The 20,340-nt window shown below is 66.2% G+C and carries 14 protein-coding genes and 1 tRNA gene; 7 read left to right on the top strand and 8 right to left on the bottom strand.

Annotation, left to right across the window (positions count from 1 at the left end):
• Window positions 1-377: 377 nt before the first annotated feature.
• The 3 genes from AC1AZA_RS00240 (at window position 378) to AC1AZA_RS00230 (ending at window position 6,670) form a co-directional block, all read left to right on the top strand.
• The gene (locus tag AC1AZA_RS00240) at window positions 378-3,047 is read left to right on the top strand and encodes a family 78 glycoside hydrolase catalytic domain (RefSeq protein WP_476512748.1); all 2,670 of its coding nucleotides are present in this window, start codon (window positions 378-380) and stop codon (window positions 3,045-3,047) included.
• 168 nt (window positions 3,048-3,215) lie between these two features.
• Window positions 3,216-5,030, top strand: a complete 1,815-nt coding sequence (locus tag AC1AZA_RS00235) for an ATP-binding cassette domain-containing protein (protein WP_476512747.1) — start codon at window positions 3,216-3,218, stop codon at window positions 5,028-5,030.
• Window positions 5,031-5,038: 8 nt separating this feature from the next.
• Complete coding sequence (locus tag AC1AZA_RS00230) at window positions 5,039-6,670, top strand: amino acid ABC transporter ATP-binding/permease protein (RefSeq protein ID WP_476512746.1); 1,632 nt, start codon at window positions 5,039-5,041, stop codon at window positions 6,668-6,670.
• A 254-nt stretch (window positions 6,671-6,924) separates the two neighbouring features.
• Here AC1AZA_RS00230 and AC1AZA_RS00225 read toward each other — a convergent pair whose 3' ends face one another.
• From AC1AZA_RS00225 to AC1AZA_RS00195, 7 genes are all read right to left on the bottom strand, one after another.
• Window positions 6,925-9,801: a glycoside hydrolase family 2 TIM barrel-domain containing protein gene (locus AC1AZA_RS00225; RefSeq protein WP_476512745.1), complete on the bottom strand. Its 2,877-nt coding sequence runs from the start codon at window positions 9,799-9,801 to the stop codon at window positions 6,925-6,927.
• 71 nt (window positions 9,802-9,872) lie between these two features.
• Complete coding sequence (locus tag AC1AZA_RS00220) at window positions 9,873-10,364, bottom strand: hypothetical protein (protein WP_476512744.1); 492 nt, start codon at window positions 10,362-10,364, stop codon at window positions 9,873-9,875.
• A gap of 285 nt (window positions 10,365-10,649) precedes the next feature.
• Window positions 10,650-11,597 carry a metal ABC transporter solute-binding protein, Zn/Mn family gene (locus tag AC1AZA_RS00215; RefSeq protein ID WP_476512743.1) on the bottom strand — a complete coding sequence of 316 codons (948 nt, stop codon included), beginning with the start codon at window positions 11,595-11,597 and terminating at the stop codon, window positions 10,650-10,652.
• 1,037 nt (window positions 11,598-12,634) lie between these two features.
• Entirely contained in the window at window positions 12,635-13,024 is a 390-nt protein-coding gene (locus tag AC1AZA_RS00210) for a Fur family transcriptional regulator (protein WP_476513145.1), read from the bottom strand.
• An 18-nt stretch (window positions 13,025-13,042) separates the two neighbouring features.
• The gene (gene purK / locus AC1AZA_RS00205) at window positions 13,043-14,230 is read right to left on the bottom strand and encodes a 5-(carboxyamino)imidazole ribonucleotide synthase (RefSeq protein WP_476512742.1); all 1,188 of its coding nucleotides are present in this window, start codon (window positions 14,228-14,230) and stop codon (window positions 13,043-13,045) included.
• Window positions 14,214-14,714, bottom strand: coding sequence for a 5-(carboxyamino)imidazole ribonucleotide mutase (purE, locus tag AC1AZA_RS00200; RefSeq protein WP_476512741.1), 501 nt, complete (start codon window positions 14,712-14,714; stop codon window positions 14,214-14,216). The genes purK and purE overlap by 17 nt, the downstream gene beginning before the upstream one ends.
• Window positions 14,715-14,846: 132 nt before the next feature.
• The gene (locus tag AC1AZA_RS00195) at window positions 14,847-15,839 is read right to left on the bottom strand and encodes a zinc-binding dehydrogenase (protein ID WP_476512740.1); all 993 of its coding nucleotides are present in this window, start codon (window positions 15,837-15,839) and stop codon (window positions 14,847-14,849) included.
• 336 nt (window positions 15,840-16,175) lie between these two features.
• On the opposite strand from AC1AZA_RS00195, the gene AC1AZA_RS00190 reads away from it, so the two are divergent.
• From AC1AZA_RS00190 to brnA, 4 genes are all read left to right on the top strand, one after another.
• Window positions 16,176-18,149, top strand: a complete 1,974-nt coding sequence (locus AC1AZA_RS00190; RefSeq protein WP_476512739.1) for a 1-deoxy-D-xylulose-5-phosphate synthase — start codon at window positions 16,176-16,178, stop codon at window positions 18,147-18,149.
• Between the two features lie 122 nt (window positions 18,150-18,271).
• Window positions 18,272-18,344 (top strand) — tRNA-Arg (locus tag AC1AZA_RS00185).
• A gap of 395 nt (window positions 18,345-18,739) precedes the next feature.
• On the top strand, window positions 18,740-19,006 hold the full coding sequence (locus AC1AZA_RS00180; RefSeq protein WP_476512738.1) for a BrnT family toxin: 267 nt from the start codon (window positions 18,740-18,742) through the stop codon (window positions 19,004-19,006).
• A complete protein-coding gene (brnA, locus tag AC1AZA_RS00175; protein ID WP_476512737.1) occupies window positions 18,990-19,235 on the top strand; it encodes a type II toxin-antitoxin system BrnA family antitoxin in 246 nt (81 codons plus the stop codon). The genes AC1AZA_RS00180 and brnA overlap by 17 nt, the downstream gene beginning before the upstream one ends.
• A gap of 108 nt (window positions 19,236-19,343) precedes the next feature.
• Here brnA and AC1AZA_RS00170 read toward each other — a convergent pair whose 3' ends face one another.
• The gene (locus tag AC1AZA_RS00170) at window positions 19,344-20,243 is read right to left on the bottom strand and encodes a DUF1684 domain-containing protein (RefSeq protein WP_476512736.1); all 900 of its coding nucleotides are present in this window, start codon (window positions 20,241-20,243) and stop codon (window positions 19,344-19,346) included.
• Between the last annotated feature and the right edge of the window lie 97 nt (window positions 20,244-20,340).

The following is a 20,340-nucleotide window of genomic DNA, read 5'->3' as shown; positions in this document are numbered from 1 at the left end:
CGCATTATATAATGATTGCATCTGCACGAAACCGATCAAAGGGGATTGCTGTGGGCAATTCGGAACGCCTTCACATCCAAGCTCAGGACATCCAGAATACTCAGAACACTCAGGACACCCAGAACGTTACGGATGCTGCAAGCGTTCGGGGAGATCGGGGAAATCACCACGTCCCGTCACCGCAGGCAGTTCCCCCAGCACCGGCCATCACCCACATCCGCATCAACGACCGCATCGAACCGATCGACCTGCAACCCCGCGAACCGGTGCACGTCCGATGGTGGCCCGAACCGGACGCACACCCCGGCAGCGTCTTCTGGCGCGTCGCCGTCCATGGCGATCCCGATGCATCCAACTCCCCCCTGTGGCGATCCAAGGTGACCGCGACACCGTCCCTCACGCTCGAAGGGTTCGTCGCCGAGCCGTCCGCGCGCTACTGGCTCGTGATCGAGGAAGAGCACGGAACGCGGGACCCTTCGGACGGCCCCGCGGACGGACACGCGGAGGAACACCACGCGTCGCAGGTCGAGGCGGGAAACTCCCCCATCCCGGAGACCATTCCGGACGCCATCCCGGCCCCCGCCTCTGCCTTCGTTCCTGTCTCCTCCCCCATCACATTCGGCACCGCACCCGCCGCCGACGGATGGCATGCCACGCCGATCTGGGCGGATGAGGCGGCGATTCCCGCGCCATCCACGGTTTCCGCCGCCGCAGCCGATGCACAGGCCTCGGAGGAAGCCGAGCCGCAGCCGACCTTCTCCCACCTCGCCGAGGAGTCCAGCGACGCGGGGGATGCGTTCTTCCAGCGTCCCGCCATCAGGCAGACCGAGCACAACGGCCTCGGCTGGGCGTTCCTGCGTGGCACGTTCGTCCTGCCGGACAAGCCTGTCCTTTGGGCCACGCTGCACATGACCGCCGCCAGCGTCAAGCCCGGCCGCCAGTTCGTGTACCGTGCGTGGCTCAACGGCACCTTCGTGGGCCTCGGTCCGACGTTCCCCATCGGCAGCGAGGCGCGCACCGACGGCTTCGATGTGACCGACCTCGTCACCCCCGGCGGCCGCAACGCCATCGGCGTGGTCGCCTGGACGCTTGAGGACCGGCGGTTCCTCGCCCAGTTGGATCTGGGTCTCGCCGACGGCAGCACGCTGCATTTCGGCACCGACGCCGACCACTGGGTGGGCATCGTAGGCAATGCCGCATACCCCGATTCCGCGTCCACCGGCACGCAGTACTGCGAGTCCCCCGCCGAGGACCTCGTCGCCGCCCGCTATCCGTTCACGATCAGCGATCCCGAGTCCGACGACAGAGACGCGGAGCCCGCCGCCCCCGCCAAGCCCACCAGTCATATCGACTCCGCCGACCCCGCCACATGGCCCGCGGCCGCCGCCAGGCCCGCATTCGAGGCGCTCGTCCCCACGCCCACGGACAAGGTGCACGTGGGCTACGAGCCGGTCGCAAGCATCACGCTCACCGACGGAAACCATGCGATCATCGACTTCGGCCGCGCGTGGATGGGCGGCATCCGCCTCGCCCTCGACGCCGAGCGTCCCGTCGCGCTGCGCATCCGCTACGGCGAAGTGCTCAACCCGGACGGCTCGGTCAAGTACCAGCTGAGCGCGTTCAACACCTACGAGGAGACGTGGCGCATCCCGGCCGGCTCCCCCGCCGTGGAATCGTGGGGTCTCAAGGTGTTCCGCTACGTGGAGATCATCGGCTCGGACGAAGACGCCTCGCAGGCCGCGGTCCGCCGGATCGCCGCGCATCCCGAATCCGTGGACGCCGCCGCGATCGAATACCCCTTCGACGAATCGGCCGCCGTCTTCGATGCGGACAACCGTACGCTCAACACCGTCTGGCGGTTCTGCCGCAACACCGTCGAAGCGTTCAACGGCCCGATCTACGCCGACTCGTGGACCCGGGAACGCGCTGCGTACGAGGCCGACGCCTGGCTGCAGTGGCGTTCGCACCTCATGCTTGACGACGCGCCGAGCCTGGGCGCGTATTCCATCGACTACCTCATCGCGAACCGCACGTGGCCCACCGAATGGCCGCTGTACCTGATCCTCGCCGTGCACGACGGCTGGATGTCCACCGGCAGTCTCGCCCAGGCGCGCCGCGAGTACGACCGGCTCAAGGCGCTGCTGCCGGACCGGTACCTCGACGAGGCGTCCGGACTGATCGTCAAGGATCCGGGCGATTCAAGCGTGATGGACGGCGATCTGGTCGACTGGCCGCCGGTGGAGCGCGACGGCTACGCCTTCGGCCGCGTCAACACGGTGGTCAACGCACTGGCGTCTCAGGCGTACGCGGACATGGCCGATCTGTCCCGCGCGCTCGGCGAAACCGCCGACGCCGACCGTTTCGCACGCACGTCCGACCGCATGCGGGCAGCGATTCACGACCGGCTGTTCGACGACTTCCAGGGCGCCTACGTGGACGGTCTCGACACGGGCTCGGACGGCAAGCCCCTCGACCATGCCTCCGAACACGCCTCGGCGTTCGCGCTGGCCTTCGCGAAGGTGCCCGCCGACCGTCTGCACCGCGTGGGCAACTTCCTCGAGGCGAAGGGCATGGCCTGCAGCGTCTACACGGCCGCAGTCCTGCTGGACGGCCTGTACCGCGCCGGGTTCGGCAGGCTCGCCAACCGGCTGATCGCCTCGCACGACAAGCCCCGCAGCTGGTGGAACATGATCCTCGCCGGCGCGGGCGGCACCTCCGAGGGCTGGGACGTGTCCATCAAGGGCAACACCACGTACTCGCACCCGTGGGCCTCCTCCCCCGCGTACCTGCTGCCGCAGGGCATGCTGGGCATCAGGCCGCTGGAACCCGGCTACCGCAGGTTCGCCGTATGCCCCCAGCTGGAACCGAACCACGAGGCGGAGGCGACCGTGCCCACGCCGTACGGTCCGATCGTCGCCAAGGCGCAGCACGGCAAGCACGGCGGAGCCACCGGACTGGTGCTACACGTGCCGCCGTTCACCACGGCGGAAATTACGCTCAACGGGGAAACCACCACCGCAACCGGCCCCGCCAAGGTCACGCTCTAGTCCCCAGCCCGTCCGCTGTACCCTCCCGATGCCGGCGCGCCTCCCGGTGCAAGCCGGCATCGGGAGGCGCGGAACCGTCACCCGAACCGTCGCCTGTCTCTTGAGCTTGCCCACTCGCCCTGTTACCCTAGCAATCTGGAAGAGTTTCCTACGTGAAGCGGGTATTGCATGATCTCCAAGGTATTGTTGGGCCTGCCGGGCGCGGATCTGCGCAAATCGATTGCCATGGGCATACTGGCAGCCCTCGGCTCCCTGATCGAAGTGACGATGGTGTTCATCGTCTGCTTCACGGCCGGAGATCTGCTGCGCATTCCCGTACCGGCGTGGACGCTGCCGGTCACGGGTGACATCCCGGTCGCCATCATTACCCTGATGGTGCTGCTGACGGTCAAATTCGCACTGGGATGGGTTTCCAACGCGCTGTCCATTCAGGTGGCGGGCAAGCTCAACGACGGGCTGGCGGACGCCATGTACATGGGCATGTTCCAGTCGGCGCGCAACGAGACCTGCAACGCCCAGCACGACGACGAAGCCAAGCCACTGGCCAATCAGTCGCTCGCCATGCTATCCGTGGAGGGCGTCAAGGCCATCATCAACTACTTCACCGGCTACGTGCCGAACTTCATTCAAGTCATGCTCATGATGGTCGTGACCCTCGTCACCATCGTCCCGCTCAATTGGGGCGCCGGACTCATCCTCGTACTCGGCATGGCGGCGCTGCCCATGGCCGCGAACGGTTCGCGCAAGAAGGACATTGCCGTGCAGACCGGCCAGCTCAAGCAGTACGAGCACGTGGGACTGCGCTTCGAGGAGGCGCTGCGCGGCCTCAACACCCTGAAGATCTTCCACGCCGACGAACGCGAATCGGAACGCCTGTACAAGGATTCGGAAGGATTCCGACGCATCACCATGGACGTGCTGGCCGGCCAGCTGCGCTCCCTGATCGCCTCCGATCTGGTGATCTACGTAGCCGTCATCGCCGCCGCGTTCACCGCCGCCCTGTCCGGCGCGGATCATCCCGACGGCCTCATGGTCACCGCGATCGTGGTGATCGCCGGCGTACGCCTATTCGCCCCGGAACGTCAACTCGTCTACCTCACCCATCAGGCCGTCGTCGCCATGAAACAGGGCAAGGCCATCGCCGCCGCGCTCGCCGTGGGGCAGGATGGCGGCGCGCAAACCGCCGGCACGCAGGCCACCCTGCCCGATGACGACGAGCCGGAGCAACTCAACATCAACGAAGGCATTCGCGCCAAGGGCCTCACCTTCTCCTACCCGAACGGCTTCACCGCCTTGCGCGACATCGATCTCGATCTGCCGGTCATGGGTCATGTGGCCGTGGTCGGCCCGTCCGGCTCCGGCAAGAGCACGCTCGTCTCCCTGCTGACGGGCGAACGCCGCGACTACGAGGGCAGCCTGAAGATCGGCGGAGTGGAACTGCGCGACATCGCCCAGAGCCAGCTCATCAATGTGGAGACCGTAGTGCGCGGCACCGATCACCTGTTCAGCGGCACGCTGCGCTACAACTTGGACCCGGCCGCCCGCGGCTACACGGCCCAGGAGTTCAACACGGTGCTGCGCGGCGTGGATCTGGACCGGGAGATCTCCGACCGTTCCGGCTACGACCTGAAGGTGGCGCCGCAGGGCGGCAACTTCTCCGGTGGCCAGAAGCAGCGGCTCATCATCGCGCGCGGTCTGCTGCGCCACACGCCCATCTACATCTTCGACGAGGCGACCAGCGCCGTGGACCGCGACCACGACGAGACGCTCGCCAATCTTATGACGATCCTCGCGCAGAACGCACTGGTCGTCACCATCACCCACCGTCTGGCCGGCATTCACAACGCGGACCAGATCATCGTGCTCGACCACGGTTCGGTGGCCGAACGCGGCACGTTCGACGCGCTGGCGGCGGCCGGCGGACTGTTCGCCGCGGAATGGGAAGAGCAGGAACGCATCGAGAACACGGAGGCGGCACGATGATTGCACGCATGTTCAAGCAAATTCGCCCGCTCGCCGGCGTGGAGCTCAAGGCCATCGCCTGCGGTTCGCTCGGCCATCTGTTCGCGGTGTTCGCCGTCATGCTGGGCACGTTCGGTGCGGCGCGATGGTTCCAGGGGCGCGATTTCTGGATTCCCGTGACAGCGGCGGTCGTCTGCGGTTTGCTGGCCGGCCCCTGCGCGTACGGCGAGCAGCTCAACAACCATGAGCTGGCATTCCGTCTGCTACGCGACATCCGCACCCAGATGTTCAACGTCATGCGCCGGCTCGCTCCCGCCAAGCTCAAGGAGCGCGGACGCGGCAACTTGGTGACCATGCTCACCGAGGACATCGAGCTGTTGGAACTGTTCTACGCGCACACGCTCTCCCCCATCGCGATAGCCGTACTGTGCGGCATCGTCAACAGCGTGGTCTTCGCGGCGGTCAGCCCATGGCTCGGTCTGGCCGCGTTCGTCGCTTACCTGCTGGTGGGCCTCGCCCTGCCGTTCATGTTCGCGGATGTCACGTTCGGCACGGCGTTTCAAGAGCGCGAGCGTCAGGGGCGTCTGCACACGGATCTGCTGGAGGCTCTCGACGGCCGCCGCGAGCTCATTGCGCTCGGGGCGAGCCGCAACACGCAGGAGCGCCTGCGCGCGGACACGAACGCCATGACGGCCGCCCGGCGCCGCACCCGCAAGGTGACGGGCTTCAACGCGCTGGTCACCGACGCGCTCACGTTGCTGTGCATCATCGCCTTCGCCGGAATCGTCTGGAAGCTGATCGCAGTCGGCGAACTGACCGATCCCGCCGTGGCACTGGCCGCCTTGGGCGGATTCGCCGTTTCGTTCCCGCCGCTGATCGCTGTATCCCGTCTCGGTTCCGGCATCCAGCCCACGTTCGCCGCCGCCCGTCGCGTGTTCTCGCTCATGGACGAGACGCCCGCAGTACGCGAGCATGATGGCGATGAGGGCGTCAAGCTCGGCGAGTTCACCGGCATCGACGCGCAAAACGTCACCTTCCACTACCCGGACAGCCGCGAGAACGTACTCAAGGAGCTGAACCTTACGATCCGCCCGGGAGACGTGATCGGCGTGCAGGGCGAGAACGGCGCCGGCAAGTCCACGCTCATCGACATCCTCATGCGCTTCCGCGACGCGACCGGAGGCAAGGTGCTGATCGACGAGCAGCCGATCGACGCCGTGAACACCGCATCCCTGCGCGCCACGGAGACGCTGGTGAGCCAGGACACGTTCATCTTCTCCGACACGCTCGCCGGCAACATCGCCGTGGCCCGCCCGGACGCCACGCGCGAGGAGATCGCCGACGCGGCGCACGCGGCCTGCCTGGACGAGGTGATCGACCAGTTCCCCGACGGTCTGGACCACATGCTGCTGCGCAACGGCGCCGAACTGTCCGACGGGCAGAAGCAGCGCGTCGCCGTAGCTCGCGCGTTCCTCAGCCAAGCCCCGTTCATGCTGTTCGACGAGCCGACGAGCAACATGGACGCCCTGACGGAGGGTCAGGTGATGCGCGCGCTGATCGACCAGCAGCACGGTCGCGCCTACCTCATCGTCTCCCACCGCCCCGCCGTGCTCGCCCACGCCAGCCGCGTGCTCACCATGGAGAACGGCCGCCTGCGGTAAGGCGGGCACAGTCGCACTCGAGGCTCGCCATGCCACTCGCCATGCCATGGATCGAACATGTATGGCGAGCAAAACACAGAGACGTTCGCAGCACGCTGGGGACAGCGTGGGCACATTGCACCCATGCTGTGTCCACGCTGTCCTCAGTATGATTCTTCGATCTTGGCCATTGTGCCGCGTCGGCTCCGTCGGCTCAGCCCTATCGGCACCAAATGCGTCAACGATTCCGCCGAGGAAAATCACAGGAAAACCGATTACCTCAGGGGTACCGGATCGAGGCCTTCCGCCGTCACCGTCGCGAGAATGCCCTCCCGCAGCCGCGCCCGCAGCGTCGATGCCGCAGCCGTCGTCGGACCGTCCGTCGACTCGCCCGGCACGCGCAGGATCGCCTGTGCTCGCCCGAAATACGTGGTGCAGGCCCCCGTCGCCCCATCCTCCGCAGCAAACTCGTCGGCGGTGATGGGATTCGCACTGCCCACGCCGAGCAGCTCCACGCCGGCCTTGCGCGCATCCGGCGTCAGTGCGACCGTAATGCGACGATCGTCGCTCGCCTGCACCGCTCCCCTGGCATCGGTCAGCGACACGTCCACGTAGACGATCGCCCCGTCCCGGTGCCTCCCCATGCCGACCTCGGGACCGGCCGCGGAATCGGCCGCGTACGGGGATTCCAGCCACTGCGACCCGTCCACCGTGAGACGGGTCCGCCCCCGTGCGGAGCGGAGCGAATCCCGGGCGATCTCGCGCCCGTCTGCATCCAGAGCCACGGCAGTCAGTTCGCCCGGCTCGTACGGCAGCAGGAATTCGGCGCAGCACCGGCTCACCGGCTCCTCGCCTACCTGCCGCCCGTTGAGCAGCAGCCGCACGGCCTTGCCGCCGGAGAACACCTGCACCACGGCGGTACGCCCCTCGTAGCCCCGCCACGACCAGCTGCGGATGCCGTCATGCCCGCGTTCAATGAACCGCTTCGTCTTGTTCAGCCCGTTGCGCCGGTCGTACCCGCCGAGCCGGAGGAGCCTGAGCATGCCGTCCAGCAGTCTGGAGAACAGCGGGCGGCGAGACGGGTGCCGGCCGTGCAGCAGGGTCATGGGCCGCACGGTGATGACCGGTCTGCGCAACGTTCCGGTGACAACCATGCGGTAGTACGCCTGCGCGGTGGGCCGCCCGGTGATGTCGATCAGACCGCTGGCGCCGAGCAGTGCCGGGTAGCGCCGGTAGGGCGCAGTGCGGATGCCGGCCAGACCGAGCCGATCGCCGAACTGGCCGAGCCAGTCACGCTCGTCGCGCACGCCGGCATACGCCCACGCGCTCACGGACGCCTCGCCGATGTAGTCCCAGCCCGTCCACACGAAGTCGCCGATGTAGTACGGCAGCCGCTTGATGGCCGGCCAGTTGCGCACAATGTCCTGCGGGTAGGTTTCGCTCGCGCAGAACACGCGCTGCGGAGACCTCCGGTGGAAGTACATCGGCCCTTCCTTGCAGTAGTTGAGACCGGCCACGTCCACCTCGCGGAACACGTCCCGGGTCTGCCGGCCCATGATGCCGGTGCGCAGCGCCAGTGGCATGAAGCGATCGATGAGCGTGAGCAGCGCCGGTCCGGAGGCATGTTCGAGCGTGGTGTTGAGCCCCGGCTCCCCCTCGACGCGGGGATCGGGGGTGTCCGGTCCGGCGTTGGTGCGTGCGGCGAGCATGAGGGAGATCGTGTTCACGCAGTCGATCACCGGGCGGGTGCCGTCGGTTTCCCGGATGAGCCGGACCATGCGCCGGGCCATCACGGCGGCGCGCGGGGACTTGGTGTCTGCAATCTCGTTGCCGATGGAGTAGAGCACCACGCCCGGATGGTTGCGGTCTTTGCGCACCATCGCCTCAAGTTCCGCAGCCCAATCGTCGCGGAAATGGGAGGCGAAGTCGTGCGAGGTCTTGTGCATCCACCACATGTCGAACGCCTCGTCCATCACAAGCAGGCCCACCTCGTCGCACGCGTCCAGAAACGCCTTGGACAGCGGGTTGTGGGCCGACCTGACGGCGTTGAACCCGGCGGCCTTGAGCATGCGCGCGCGGCGGAATTCGGCCTGATCCCACGTGGCCGCACCCAGAATGCCGTTGTCGTGGTGGACGCATCCGCCGTTGAGCAGCGTGCGCACGCCGTTGATGCGCAGGCCATGACGGGCATCACAGGTGAGAGTGCGGACGCCGAAGCGTTCCACATGCTCGTCCAGCACTGCTCCGGTCTCCGGGTCCGTGAGGGCCAATCGGCACAGGTACAGGTTCGGTTCGTCCGGACTCCACAGACGGGCGTGCGGCACGGAGACACGCAGCTCCCGGTCAACCGGTCCCTCCGCCGTGGCCACGGACCGGGTCGCCACGGCTTGCTGGGCAGGCTTCCCCGCGCTCACTTTCCCAGAGTTTGCACCCGCCGCGTGTCGGCCGTGCCGGGGCACGTTGGCCTTCGGCAACGCCAGAATCTCCGCGCGCAGACGCAATCCCTGCGGCAGCGGATCCGTGGCAAGCCTGCCACGCAGTTCGGCGCGAATGCCGATCGACGCGGTGGCTTCGCCGTCTGCATCGTTGCCATCGCCGTGATCGATCGAAACGGTCCGTATGCGCACCCCGTCCGGGCGAATCCACGCCGACCGTGCCTCAGTCTCCGCCGGCTGCGCCGCCGCCGGATCCCGGCTCCACAGCCATACCGGCCGGTAGATGCCCGCTCCGGAGTACCACCGGCTGTTCGGCACAGGCGTGTTGTCCGCCATCACCGTGACCTCGTTCTCCCCCGCGTGCAGCAGCGGGGCCAGCTCCACGAAGCAATTGCCGTACCCGTAATGGCTTTCTGCCGCCGATCTCCCGTTGACCGTCACCCGGGCCGAAGGATAGACGCCTTCGCATTCAAGGAGCATGGCGCCACCGAGCGCTTCCGCCTCCACGGCGAACCGTCGACGGTACTCGTAGCGGCCGCCCGGATAGTATCCGGTGTTGTAGGCATTCGCCGTGTGCGGAGTGCGCCGCTCATGCACCATGGCGTCATGCGGGAGCACGACCGTCCGCCACCGTGCCTCATTGCCCGTTACGGGCGCACCGGATTCGTCCGCTACCTTGCGGGACTCCCATCCCTGATTCCAATCGGAACGCTTCATGCTTCACAGTGTAGCGAGGCATGGCTGGCCATGGCACGCGCATGCCACCGAATGGGCGCGCGGCACGCCGATCAGGCGCAAGGCACGTGCTCCCCGTTCTTCAGAGCCTTGCGCAGCTGCTCCTTGAGTTCCTCCACCTCATGTTCAAGCTGGCCGATGTGCTGCACCTGCTGGATGATGAGCAGATCGCGCGGATCGGCGCTCGCGTCGCGCCGGGCCTTCATGAGGGTCTCCAGCTCGCGGGGATCCTGCGGAGTCTGCCAGACGGACGAAAGGGCGAATCCCCGGGCCTCTGACGGCTCGTCCTTCCATGCCAGCACGCGGTCGGCGTCCTGACGCCACCGGGCAAAGCAGCGTTCGATGCGCTTGCGGCCGATCAGCGCCGGCGGCATGCCAGCTTCGATGAACAGCTTCGTGGGGCCTTCTCCCTGCAGGTTGCGGCGCAGACAGTCGCGTGCGAACGTCTTGGTGTAGCAGATGCGCGTCGGCGTCACGGATTCCACGGCGGGAAGGCCTTCGAGATAGGCAATCTCGTCAGGGGTAAAGGCGCGTTTCTGCTGCATGATCGGAGACCTCCATCAATGATCGGACATGATTATTCAACGGCGTTAACAGAAAATTAGTCTACCCCCCCCCCGCGAAATTCCTCCAAAAAATAAGCCAATCATAATAGAACTCCGTTCACATTCCCAGATTGTGAACATGAACGCCCGATCATCGACTCATCACGACTCATAACGCGACTTGCCGGCGCGTCCAGCCGTCCGCCATATCAGGCGAGATCCGACCGGGCGCACCGGCAAGCGCCCCAGACACCGGCAGCGGTCAAGCCACCCGCACCGGAGACGTCACTTCAGCGCATCGGCGAACTGTTCCACGAGCGCATCCATCCAGTCGAGCAGATCGTCGTACTGGGCCGGCATCTGCTCGGTGAGGTCCACCACCGGCACATTGCCAGACTTCGCAGCGGCGGTGAGCTGATCGGTGGTGGCGTTGGCCTCCTGCGTGTTGACCACAAGCAGCTTGACCGAGCCGGCGGAAAGCGCATCAGCGTACTGCTTGAGATCCGCGGGGGTCGGCTCGCTTTCGTTGGCGGCGGCCTGCGCATAGCCGGACGGGGTGGCGTCCTTCATGCCCAGATCGTCGGCCAGATACCACGCCACGGATTCGGTGGCGGCATAGGACTGCCCGGAGAGCGCGGCGGACGCGTCCTTGATCTTCGCCTCCAGCGCGGCCTCGCGCTCCTTCCACGCCTTGTTGAGCTCCTCGAACTTGGCCTGCTGCGAGGGCTCGGCGGCGATGTACGCCTTGGTGATCGCATCGGCGGCGGACTCGCGCACCTTGGCGGAGAACCAGACGTGCGGGTTGTCGCCCTCCTTGACGCCGCCCGCCTCGGCCGCATCCACGAGCGCGGCATTGGTGGAGGATGCCGCCTTGGACGCCCACGGGTCGTAGTCGGCGCCGTTGACCACCGCCACTTGGGCGGAGCCGAACTTGGCGACGTCCTGACTGGTGGGCTCGTAGTCGTGCGCCTCCACGTTGGTGTTGGTCATGATGGCGGTGACGTTCACCAGATCGCCGCCAAGATCCTTGGCCACGGACCCCCACTGGTTGATGCTGGCGACCACCTCGATCGGCTTTGCCTCGCCGGTCTGCGCAGACCCGCCGGCAGATGCGGTCCCGTTGGCGGATCCGGCACCCGTGCCGCCGCATGCGGCAAGGCCGAACAGGGCAACCGCGGACACGGCGACCGCCGCAGCGCGCCTGACGTTGGACATGATCGATGCAATGGACATGATGGTTCCTCTCTATGTTGTCGGTTGACCACCATACCACGATATTGAGAGTGATTTTCATTTGCGTGTCGTGGGCGGACCGGACTGACCGCGGACGGCCGGGACCGGATAGACCAAGGAGACCGGGCGAATCATGCTGACCGGGTCAATCGGTCGAATCGACAAACTTTCCGGGGGATTGTTCTGCCCAAACGTTGGAATGCCAAGGACCGAAGCATCAATACCCCCGAAAGTTTGCCCGAACGACATGGTGTCGTGGCAAACTTTCGGGGGTATTTCACGGACGAATGCCGCCATTCCAACGCCCGGGCAGAACAATCCCCCGGAATGTTTGTCTGCCAGCATCGGTCGGCCCGGCCATCCAGCGGGAGGACGGCCGGCAGGCCAGACATACCATCACATGGACAACCAACCGATCAGGGAAACGGACGGACAGCTGACAGGCGACCGACCGGGTCAAACCGACAGGCGACCGACCGGGTCAATCGGAGGAACGGGTGAATCGACAAACTTTCGAGGGTATTTTCCTCACAGTCGTTGAAAAACCAAGGGCCGAAACATCAATACCCCCGAAAGTTTGCCCGAACGACATGTTGCCGTGGCAGTCCGGCCCATTGCCGGGAGATGCCCGGGCATCCTCATCATTCATGTTCGGGCGGTATCTGCACAGTGTGCAGCAGATTCCGGCGGTTGCGAATGTCTATCTGCGTTCTGTGCAGCAATCGTTTGGGCGAAGACGGCCAGAAACGCCTTCCGAACCCGCCTTTGAGCCTCCTTTGAGCCGGCCGATACCGGAAGGAGTGCTGCACAGAACGCAGATAGACCTCCGCACGCTGACGAATCTGCTGCACACTCCGCAGATAGGCGGCCAATGGGCGGCATGGCTAGCCGTCCCAGCAACCTTCACAGGGTATTACCTACTCGACGGGCGAAATTCCGGCTGTCTAGTCCGGGCAGAAAATCTCCCGGAAAGTTTGTCGGCCACAGGCCCGGCCGGGCCTATCCCCGGCCGGGCCGCCTCACCCCTGACTCTGACCCTACGCCTTCTGGCATTCCGGGCACAGACCGAACACCTCGACCGTGTGGCTGGACACCGTGAAGCCGTACTTGGCGGCCGTCTTGCGCACCCACGTCTCGCTCGGCGGCTCTATCTCCACCGTACGGCCGCAACGGGTGCACACCAGATGATGGTGATGCTCGTCGTCCCCGCACAGGCGGAACATCTGCTGGCCGCCCAGACGGATCGTGTCCGCCGTACCCGAGTCCGCGAGCGCGTTGAGCTGCCGGTACACGGTCGCAAGCCCGATATGCAGGCCGTCGTCCTCGAGCTTGCGGTGCAGGTCCTGCGCGGAGATGAACTCCTCGCAGCGCTTGAGCGCCAGCCGAATGCTTTCCTTCTGTTTGGTCTGCCGTTCCATGCGTTCCATCGCCATGTCCGCCCGGCCTCAGTCCTGCTTGCGGTATTTGGCCAGATCGTCCCAGCAGCCGGTGGCCTCCAGAGCCTCGACGGTCGCGGCTGTGTCGTCCGTAAGGACGGTGATATGGCCCATCTTGCGGTCGTGGCGCACCTGCGCCTTGCCGTAGTCGTGCACGTTCCATTCGGGGTGCGTGGCGATCAGCGCACGCGTGGGCATCACGTGCTGGCCGAGCACGTTGACCATCACGGCCGGGCTCAGCAGCTTCGGCTGGGGCAGCGGCCAGCCGGCGATGCCGCGGATGTGCGCGTCGAACTGGTCGATGGAGCAGGCCTCGATGGTGTAGTGCCCGGAGTTGTGCGGGCGCGGGGCGAGCTCGTTGACGATCACACGGTTGTCCTTGGTGACGAACAGCTCGATGGCGAGCGTGCCGGCCAGCTCGAAGCCGTGGGCCAGTCGCAGGGCCAGCTCGTGGGCCTCGCGCTCGATCTCGGGACTCACCTCGGCGGGGGCGATCGTCATGTGCAGGATGTTGTTGCGGTGGTCGTTGCGCACGATCGGGAACGTCACGTAGTCGCGCCCGTTGCCGGAGACGAGGATGCTCGCCTCGAACGCGAAGTCCACGAACCCCTCGAGGATGGACGGCGGGAAGCCGCCGCCGCGATCGCCGCGGGCACGGATTTTCTCCAGATCGGAATCGTTCCTGAGCACGTGCTGGCCGTGGCCGTCGTAGCCGCCGGAGCGGGTCTTGAGCACGCACGGGTAATGCAGTTCGTCGATCGCGGCGTCCAGTTCGTCGAAGTTGTTGACGGCACGCCACGGCGCGGTTTCGGTGCCGTGCTCGTTGATGAACGTCTTCTCGTTGACGCGGTCCTGCGTCACGCGCAACAGATCGGTGCCCTGCGGGGCGGCCACGAGGTGGCGCACCTCGTCGATGGCCTCCGCGTCCACGTTCTCGAACTCGTAGGTGAGCACGTCGGCCTTTTCCGCGAGGTCGTGGATGGCGGTCTTGTCGTCATACTCGCCCACGACCTGGAAATCGGCCACCTGCGCGGTGGGGCAGTCGGGCGTCGGGTCGAGCACGCCGATGCGGAAGCCCATGTACTTGGCGGACAGGGCCATCATGCGTCCGAGCTGGCCGCCGCCGATGATGCCGATGGTCGCGCCGGGCTGGAGCATGGTGACGGCGCCGTTGGTTTCCTCAGACAAGCTGGGCATTGGATTCGGCCACCTTCTCCTTGAGTTCGTCGCGGTAGTTCTGCAGCGCCTCGGCGAGGCGATCGCTATTGATGGACAGGATCTGCACGGCCAGCAGGCCGGCGTTGGTGGCCCCGGAGTTGCCCACGGCGGTGGTGGCCACGGGGATGCCGCCGGGCATCTGCACGATGGACAGCAGCGAATCCCAGCCGGACAGCGCGTGCGAGCGCACCGGCACGCCGATGACGGGCAGTGTGGTCTGGGCGTCGACCATGCCGGGCAGGTGGGCAGCGCCGCCCGCGCCGGCGATGATGACCTTGAAGCCCTTGGCACGCGCCGAGTGGGCGAACTCGCCCATGAGCTCCGGCGTGCGGTGCGCAGAGATCACCTGCTTGTGGTACGCGACGCCGAACTGATCCAGCACGTCGCACGCACGCTTCATCGTCTCCCAGTCGCTCGCCGATCCCATGATCACGGCGACTTCGGGCCTGTTTTCCTCTGCCATGACGGCAACCCTCCGCTCACAATCGAGAACTTAATGAGAATAGCTTCCACTGTACAACGCGGGGTTACCGACCGTCCCGTCCCGTACCTTCCCTTCCCGTATCCACCCGGGCTCCAAAGGCGACCGAACGGCCTACAGCTCCACCGCGATCTTGCCGAATGCGTCCCCGGAGGCCAGACGGGCGAACCCGGCCGGTGCCGCGGCAAGACCGTCGAGCCTCGAGTCGATGGCGGGATGCAGGTCGGCGTGTTCCACGAAGCGCAGCAGTCGGGCGAAGTCCTCGCGACTGCCCATGGTGACGCCCTGCACACGGATGTCCTGGAAGAACACGCGGGTCAGTTCCGCGCCGGGCTGATCGCCGGTGGTGGCGCCGCACGTGGCGATCACGCCGCCGGGACGTACCGAGCGCACGGAATGGCCCCACGTGGCCGCGCCCACGGAGTCGATCACCGCATCCACCTTGCGCGGCAGGCGCGCGCCCGTCTCGAAGGCCGCGTCCGCGCCGATCTCCAATGCCTTCCGCCGCTTGTCTTCGGAGCGGGAGGTGACGAACACCTCGAGCCCGGCCGCGTGGGCGAGCTGGGTGGCCGCCGTGGCCACGCCGCCGCCCGCGCCCTGGATGAGCACCGTGTCCCCGGGCAGCACGTTCGCCGCGCGGAACAGCAGCGAGTACGCGGTCAGCCAGCTGGTGCCGAGGGCCGCCGCCTCCGCGAAGTCGAGGTTCGCGGGCTTGGCGAACACGTTGGCGCTCGGCACGGCCGTTCTCTCCGCCAGCGTGCCCGGGTAGCGCTCGGAGAGGATCGAGCGCCGCTCCCCCGGCGCCACGCCGGCCCCGTCGGTGCCGACGAACGTGTAGAGCACCACGTCCGAGCCGGCCTTGAGCCCATGCTTGCCGGGGATGTCCTCGTCGAGCGTGCCGGCCGCGTCGGTGCCGAGGATCATGGGCGTCTGCTCGGCGGAGAGTCCCACGCCCATGAGGCTCCACAGGTCGTGATGGTTGACCGTGGCCGCCTTCACACTCACCGTGGACCAGTAGGGCCGGGCCACAGGCTCGGACATGTCGCCCACCTCCAGCACGCTCAGTGGATCGTCATGGTTCACGTTCGCCGCATATACCGCCTGCATGGTCCTGCACCTTTCTGGTCGTCCGCGCGGTCGCCGTTTGACCGTCGCATCACGGTTCCCATCCTCTCACCCGCCCTGAACGGCCCGCCTGCGCGCCGAATTCATGGATTGGAACGTTTGACCGCGAAATCCGCGCTTGCAGGGCCCGATTCATGCACGTTCTTTCCAATCTGCGCCGAACGGCATGCAGATTGGAAAGAACGGACTGACGGCCCGATGGCCTGATACGAAGATTTTGGGACGGTTCCGGCTTCCCGGCCGCAGGTCCCCGGGGTTCGCCTACACTTTCGTGCAGTCAGAAAGTTTCAAGGAAACGCCGAGGAGAGGGAGTCGCGCATGGCCGTCGGATTGGGATTGCTGGATACGATCGATTCCCCCGACGACGTCAAGCGCCTCTCCCCCGGGCAGCTAACCGCCCTGTGCGGCGAGATCCGCGGTGTGCTGGTGCGATACGGCCATCTGCACGGCGGGCACATCGGCTCCAATCTGGGCGTGGTGGAGGCCACGGTGGCTCTGCACGCCGTGTTCGATTCACCGCGCGACCGCATCGTGTTCGACGTGTCGCACCAGAGCTACGTGCACAAGATGCTCACCGGGCGCCGGGCCGCGTTCACCGATCCGGAACGCTTCGGAGAGGTCACCGGCTTCACCAACCCGCAGGAGAGCGAGCACGACCAGTTCGTGCTCGGGCACACCGGCACCTCCGTCTCGCTGGCCTGCGGACTGGCGAAGACCCGCGACATGACGGGCACGGGCGGCAACGTGGTGGCCATGATCGGCGACGGGTCGCTCAGCTCCGGCGTCGCGTTCGAGGGGCTCAACAACGCGGCCGCGCAGGGCGGCAACCTCATCATCGTGTTCAACGACAACGAGATGTCCATCGCCGGCGACTTCGGCGGCATGTACGGCCCGCTCGCCCGCCTGCGCGAGTCGAACGGTACGGCGGAACCGAACCTGTTCCGCGCGTTCGGGCTCGATTACCGCTACGTGGCGGACGGCAACGACGTGAACGCACTGATCGCCGCGTTCCGCGAGGTCAGGGACATCGACCATCCGGTGGTGGTGCACATCCACACGCTCAAGGGACTCGGTCTGGACGACGGCGCACCGGACGGCACGGCGGATGGCTGCGCCTGCGGCAACGTCTCCCACAGCGAACCGTGGCATTCCGACCACTGCAACCTCTCGGACGCGCATGCGCACGCCGGTCAGTGCGAGGCAAACCATTGGCTCACCCCGGACAGCGCGATCGGCCGGCCGGACGACCCGCGCAAGCACTACGGCAAGATCGCCATGGCCGCGCTCGAATCCCGTTTCCCCTCCGAGCCGGGGCTGACGGTGGTGGTGCCCGCCACGCCCGGCTCAAACGGCGTCACGCATGCGTTCCGCGAGCGCGCGGGGGCGCACTACGTGGACACGGGCATCACCGAGTCGCACGCGGTGGCGTTCGCGGCCGGTCTGGCCAAGGCGGGCGGACGGCCGGTGGTGGCCACCACGGCGTCGTTCTTCCAGCGCGCCTACGACCAGTTCTTTCAGGAGATGGCGCTCAACCGCACGCGCGTGACCGTCCTCGACTTCCTGGGAGGCCTTTCCGGCTCGGACAACACGCATTCCGGCGCGTACGACCTCACCATGTTCGCGAACATTCCGGGCGTCACCGTGCTGCTGCCCACGTCGCGCGAGGATTTCCTCGCCGATCTGACGTGGTCCACCGCACCCGAGGGCACTCCGGACGAACGGCATGCGAATGGCCCGGTGGTGATTCGCGTGCCCGGCTCGCCGATCCTCGACGCCGAGCGCGCCGGGACGGTCCTGCCCCGGCTGGACGAGCGCACGCGGGAGGCTGCGGGGTCGCCGTCCCCGTCGTCCCCGTTGGATTGGCGCGTGACGCGTCGCGGTTCGCGCGTGGCGGTTCTGGGACTCGGCAACACCTATCCGCTGGCCGTTCGTGTGGCCGATCGGCTGGAGCGCGAGTTCGGGCATGCCGTCACGCTCGTGGACCCGCATCAGTGCTCGTTGATGGACGTGCCCGCGCTCGAATCGCTGCGCAACGGCCACGAGTTGGTCGTCACGCTGGAGGACGGGCAGCTCGAGGGCGGCTGGGGCGAGAAGGTCACCGCCTACTATGCGAACCATCGCATGCCGGACGGCCCCGCCGGCAATCCGCACGTGATCAACGCCGGGGCGACCAAGGAATTCACCGATCGTGTTTCTCTGCCCGCCCTGTGCGAGCGCTACGGGCTGACCGAGGACGCGCTCGTCGCCCGCATCCGGCGCGAGCTGGGTCTGGATTCCGCGGCCTCCCGCTGAGCGTAGGCGCCGGGCAAACGCCGATCCGGCGTGATTCCGGTCGGCGCGACCCCGATCGGCACGGCTCGCGTCCGGTGCGGCTCGCGTTCGTTCACCCGTGCCGCTACTATGGTTCAGGTTTAGCCTCCATAGCTCAATGGATAGAGCATCGGCCTTCTAATCCGCAGGTTGCCGGTTCGAGTCCGGCTGGGGGCACTCGCACAACCCCGCGACCCGTTGGAAACACTGGGATCGCGGGGATTCTTCGTTTCGCGGACGCTCCGTAAAAAACACCCAAGTCCGTATTTACTCCGTAGATTTACTAGCAACGGATGAAACCAGTCTTTCCTCTATCTTCGCCGCGGACTTGCCCGTGCTCCGGCTCCGCTGCATGTAGACGTCCTGTGTGACCAACACGCGCCTATGGCCCAGATGGTCCGCATGTCCCTCGAATTTCAGCCAGCCCGTTCACAGTCTCTCGACCGCACCGCAGGCCGTCGCATACATCCGAACCAGTCATCGGAACCCCCTGCGGAACACCTGCCATGCCATTTGCACAGCAACCAAAACAGTATTATATTCGTATAGAAATGATATGAAAGGCTGTGGCAATGGAGTTTGAATACGACCCCGCCAAAAGCGCCAAAAACCTTGCGAAACACGGGATCGATTTCGAACAGGCGCAAAAGCTATGGGACGATCCCGACCTGCTCGCCATCAGACTCAATTATCCGACCGAAGAGCGGTGGATCTCCATCGGCACTATGGACGGCAAACACTGGAGCGCCATCTGGACTCCACGCAACGGCAGGACCCGCATCATATCCGTCAGACGATCACGTACCAAGGAGGTCGAAGCATATGAACGCCAAGACTGATGCAGAACTCGATCAGATCTTCGATGACGGCGAAGAAGACATCCTTCAATACGCCGACATGAGCACCGCCCACCGGCCCAACCGCGAGAAACTCCGCGCCATGAGCATCCAGTTGCCCGAATGGCTCGTCGGCGTGCTCGACCGCGAAGCCAGCCGCATGGGCATCAGCCGTCAGGCCGTGATGAAGGTCTGGCTTACCGAACGCGCCGACACCCTACAGCACGCCTGAGCACAGCTCCCCTGCATCGAAATGGCGTGAGGCCTTGGAAACATCCAAGGCCTCACGCATATACGTCAATGGACGCATCCGGATTGACACATCACGAAGCGGCGCGGCTCACCGGTGCTCGTACGGCAGCTTCTCGCCGGCGGTCACGCGCACGGGCAGGGTGTTGCCCAGCGGCGCGAGCGGGCAGGTGCAGTACGGCGAATAGGCACACGGCAGGTTGGTGGCGCGGTTGAAGTCGACTTCGGTCACGGCGGCCGGGTCCTTGATGTTCAGGCCGAGCACGCGCGCCCCGCCGTAGGTTTCCGTGCCGGAGGTGCCGTCGCGGAACAGCACGGTGCCGTGGCCGTCGTCGTGGCCCTGGAACACCTGCAGCGTGTAGTCATGGCCGCCGATGGTGACGGTGAGTTCGCCCACGGCCTGTTCGATGTGCTTGAGGAAGTCGAGCGAGGCGTCCACGGTTTCCTCGCGCAGGCTTGCGTACGGCCGGTAGGAGGCCGGAACCACCCATGCCCGGTTCGGCTCGAAGTACGGGGTGCCCTTGAAGTTCACGATGAGCGGGGACTTCGGGTCGCGCACGCGCACGGCGTACTGCCGCTGCCCGCCGAGCCGCTTGATCACCTCGGCCTGCTTGTCCCCGTAGTTGAGGCGGGCCACGTTGGCATCCTCCTGACCGGGCACGATGTACGATCGCGGTCCCACGATGTTGATGCCGTGCACGCGGATCACCTTGCCGGGTTCGGGCGTGTACGTGAACGTGTCGCCGTCGAGGCGGAACGTGCCGGGGAACGTGTCGAGGTGCGTGTCCACGCCGTCCTCGAGCCACGTGAGGCTTACGAGGGCGAGCATTTCGCGCGGACCGGACAGGATGCGGTCGCGCTTGGCGTGCCATTCGTGCCAGGCGCGCGAAAACTCCTCATCGCTCACGCCGGCGGCGGAGACGGACGGGGATACGGTCAGGGAAACGGATGCGGGGGCGGAAACGGCGGGTTCCGTTGCGGTTGCGGTCATGGCGGTGCTCCTTTGGTCGAGATGGTTGAGATGATGAGTTGGTACTGCGTTGGGTGAACGGGTGATTGACGGATGATTGACGTTGCCGATGATGCCG

The organism is Bifidobacterium sp. LH_389 (assembly GCF_056357235.1).
The sequence above is the reverse complement of the archived record's forward strand: the minus strand, read 5'-3'. Positions and strand labels throughout refer to the sequence as shown.

Coding starts and splice junctions, on each gene's coding strand:
- AC1AZA_RS00235 (WP_476512747.1), top strand. CDS start 3,216: ATGATCTCCAAGGTATTGTTGGGCCTGCCGGGCGCGGATCTGCGCAAA.
- AC1AZA_RS00230 (WP_476512746.1), top strand. CDS start 5,039: ATGTTCAAGCAAATTCGCCCGCTCGCCGGCGTGGAGCTCAAGGCCATC.
- AC1AZA_RS00225 (WP_476512745.1), bottom strand. CDS start 9,801: ATGAAGCGTTCCGATTGGAATCAGGGATGGGAGTCCCGCAAGGTAGCG.
- AC1AZA_RS00220 (WP_476512744.1), bottom strand. CDS start 10,364: ATGCAGCAGAAACGCGCCTTTACCCCTGACGAGATTGCCTATCTCGAA.
- AC1AZA_RS00215 (WP_476512743.1), bottom strand. CDS start 11,597: ATGTCCATTGCATCGATCATGTCCAACGTCAGGCGCGCTGCGGCGGTC.
- AC1AZA_RS00210 (WP_476513145.1), bottom strand. CDS start 13,024: ATGGAACGCATGGAACGGCAGACCAAACAGAAGGAAAGCATTCGGCTG.
- purK (WP_476512742.1), bottom strand. CDS start 14,230: ATGCCCAGCTTGTCTGAGGAAACCAACGGCGCCGTCACCATGCTCCAG.
- purE (WP_476512741.1), bottom strand. CDS start 14,714: ATGGCAGAGGAAAACAGGCCCGAAGTCGCCGTGATCATGGGATCGGCG.
- AC1AZA_RS00195 (WP_476512740.1), bottom strand. CDS start 15,839: ATGCAGGCGGTATATGCGGCGAACGTGAACCATGACGATCCACTGAGC.
- AC1AZA_RS00190 (WP_476512739.1), top strand. CDS start 16,176: ATGGCCGTCGGATTGGGATTGCTGGATACGATCGATTCCCCCGACGAC.
- AC1AZA_RS00180 (WP_476512738.1), top strand. CDS start 18,740: ATGGAGTTTGAATACGACCCCGCCAAAAGCGCCAAAAACCTTGCGAAA.
- brnA (WP_476512737.1), top strand. CDS start 18,990: ATGAACGCCAAGACTGATGCAGAACTCGATCAGATCTTCGATGACGGC.
- AC1AZA_RS00170 (WP_476512736.1), bottom strand. CDS start 20,243: ATGACCGCAACCGCAACGGAACCCGCCGTTTCCGCCCCCGCATCCGTT.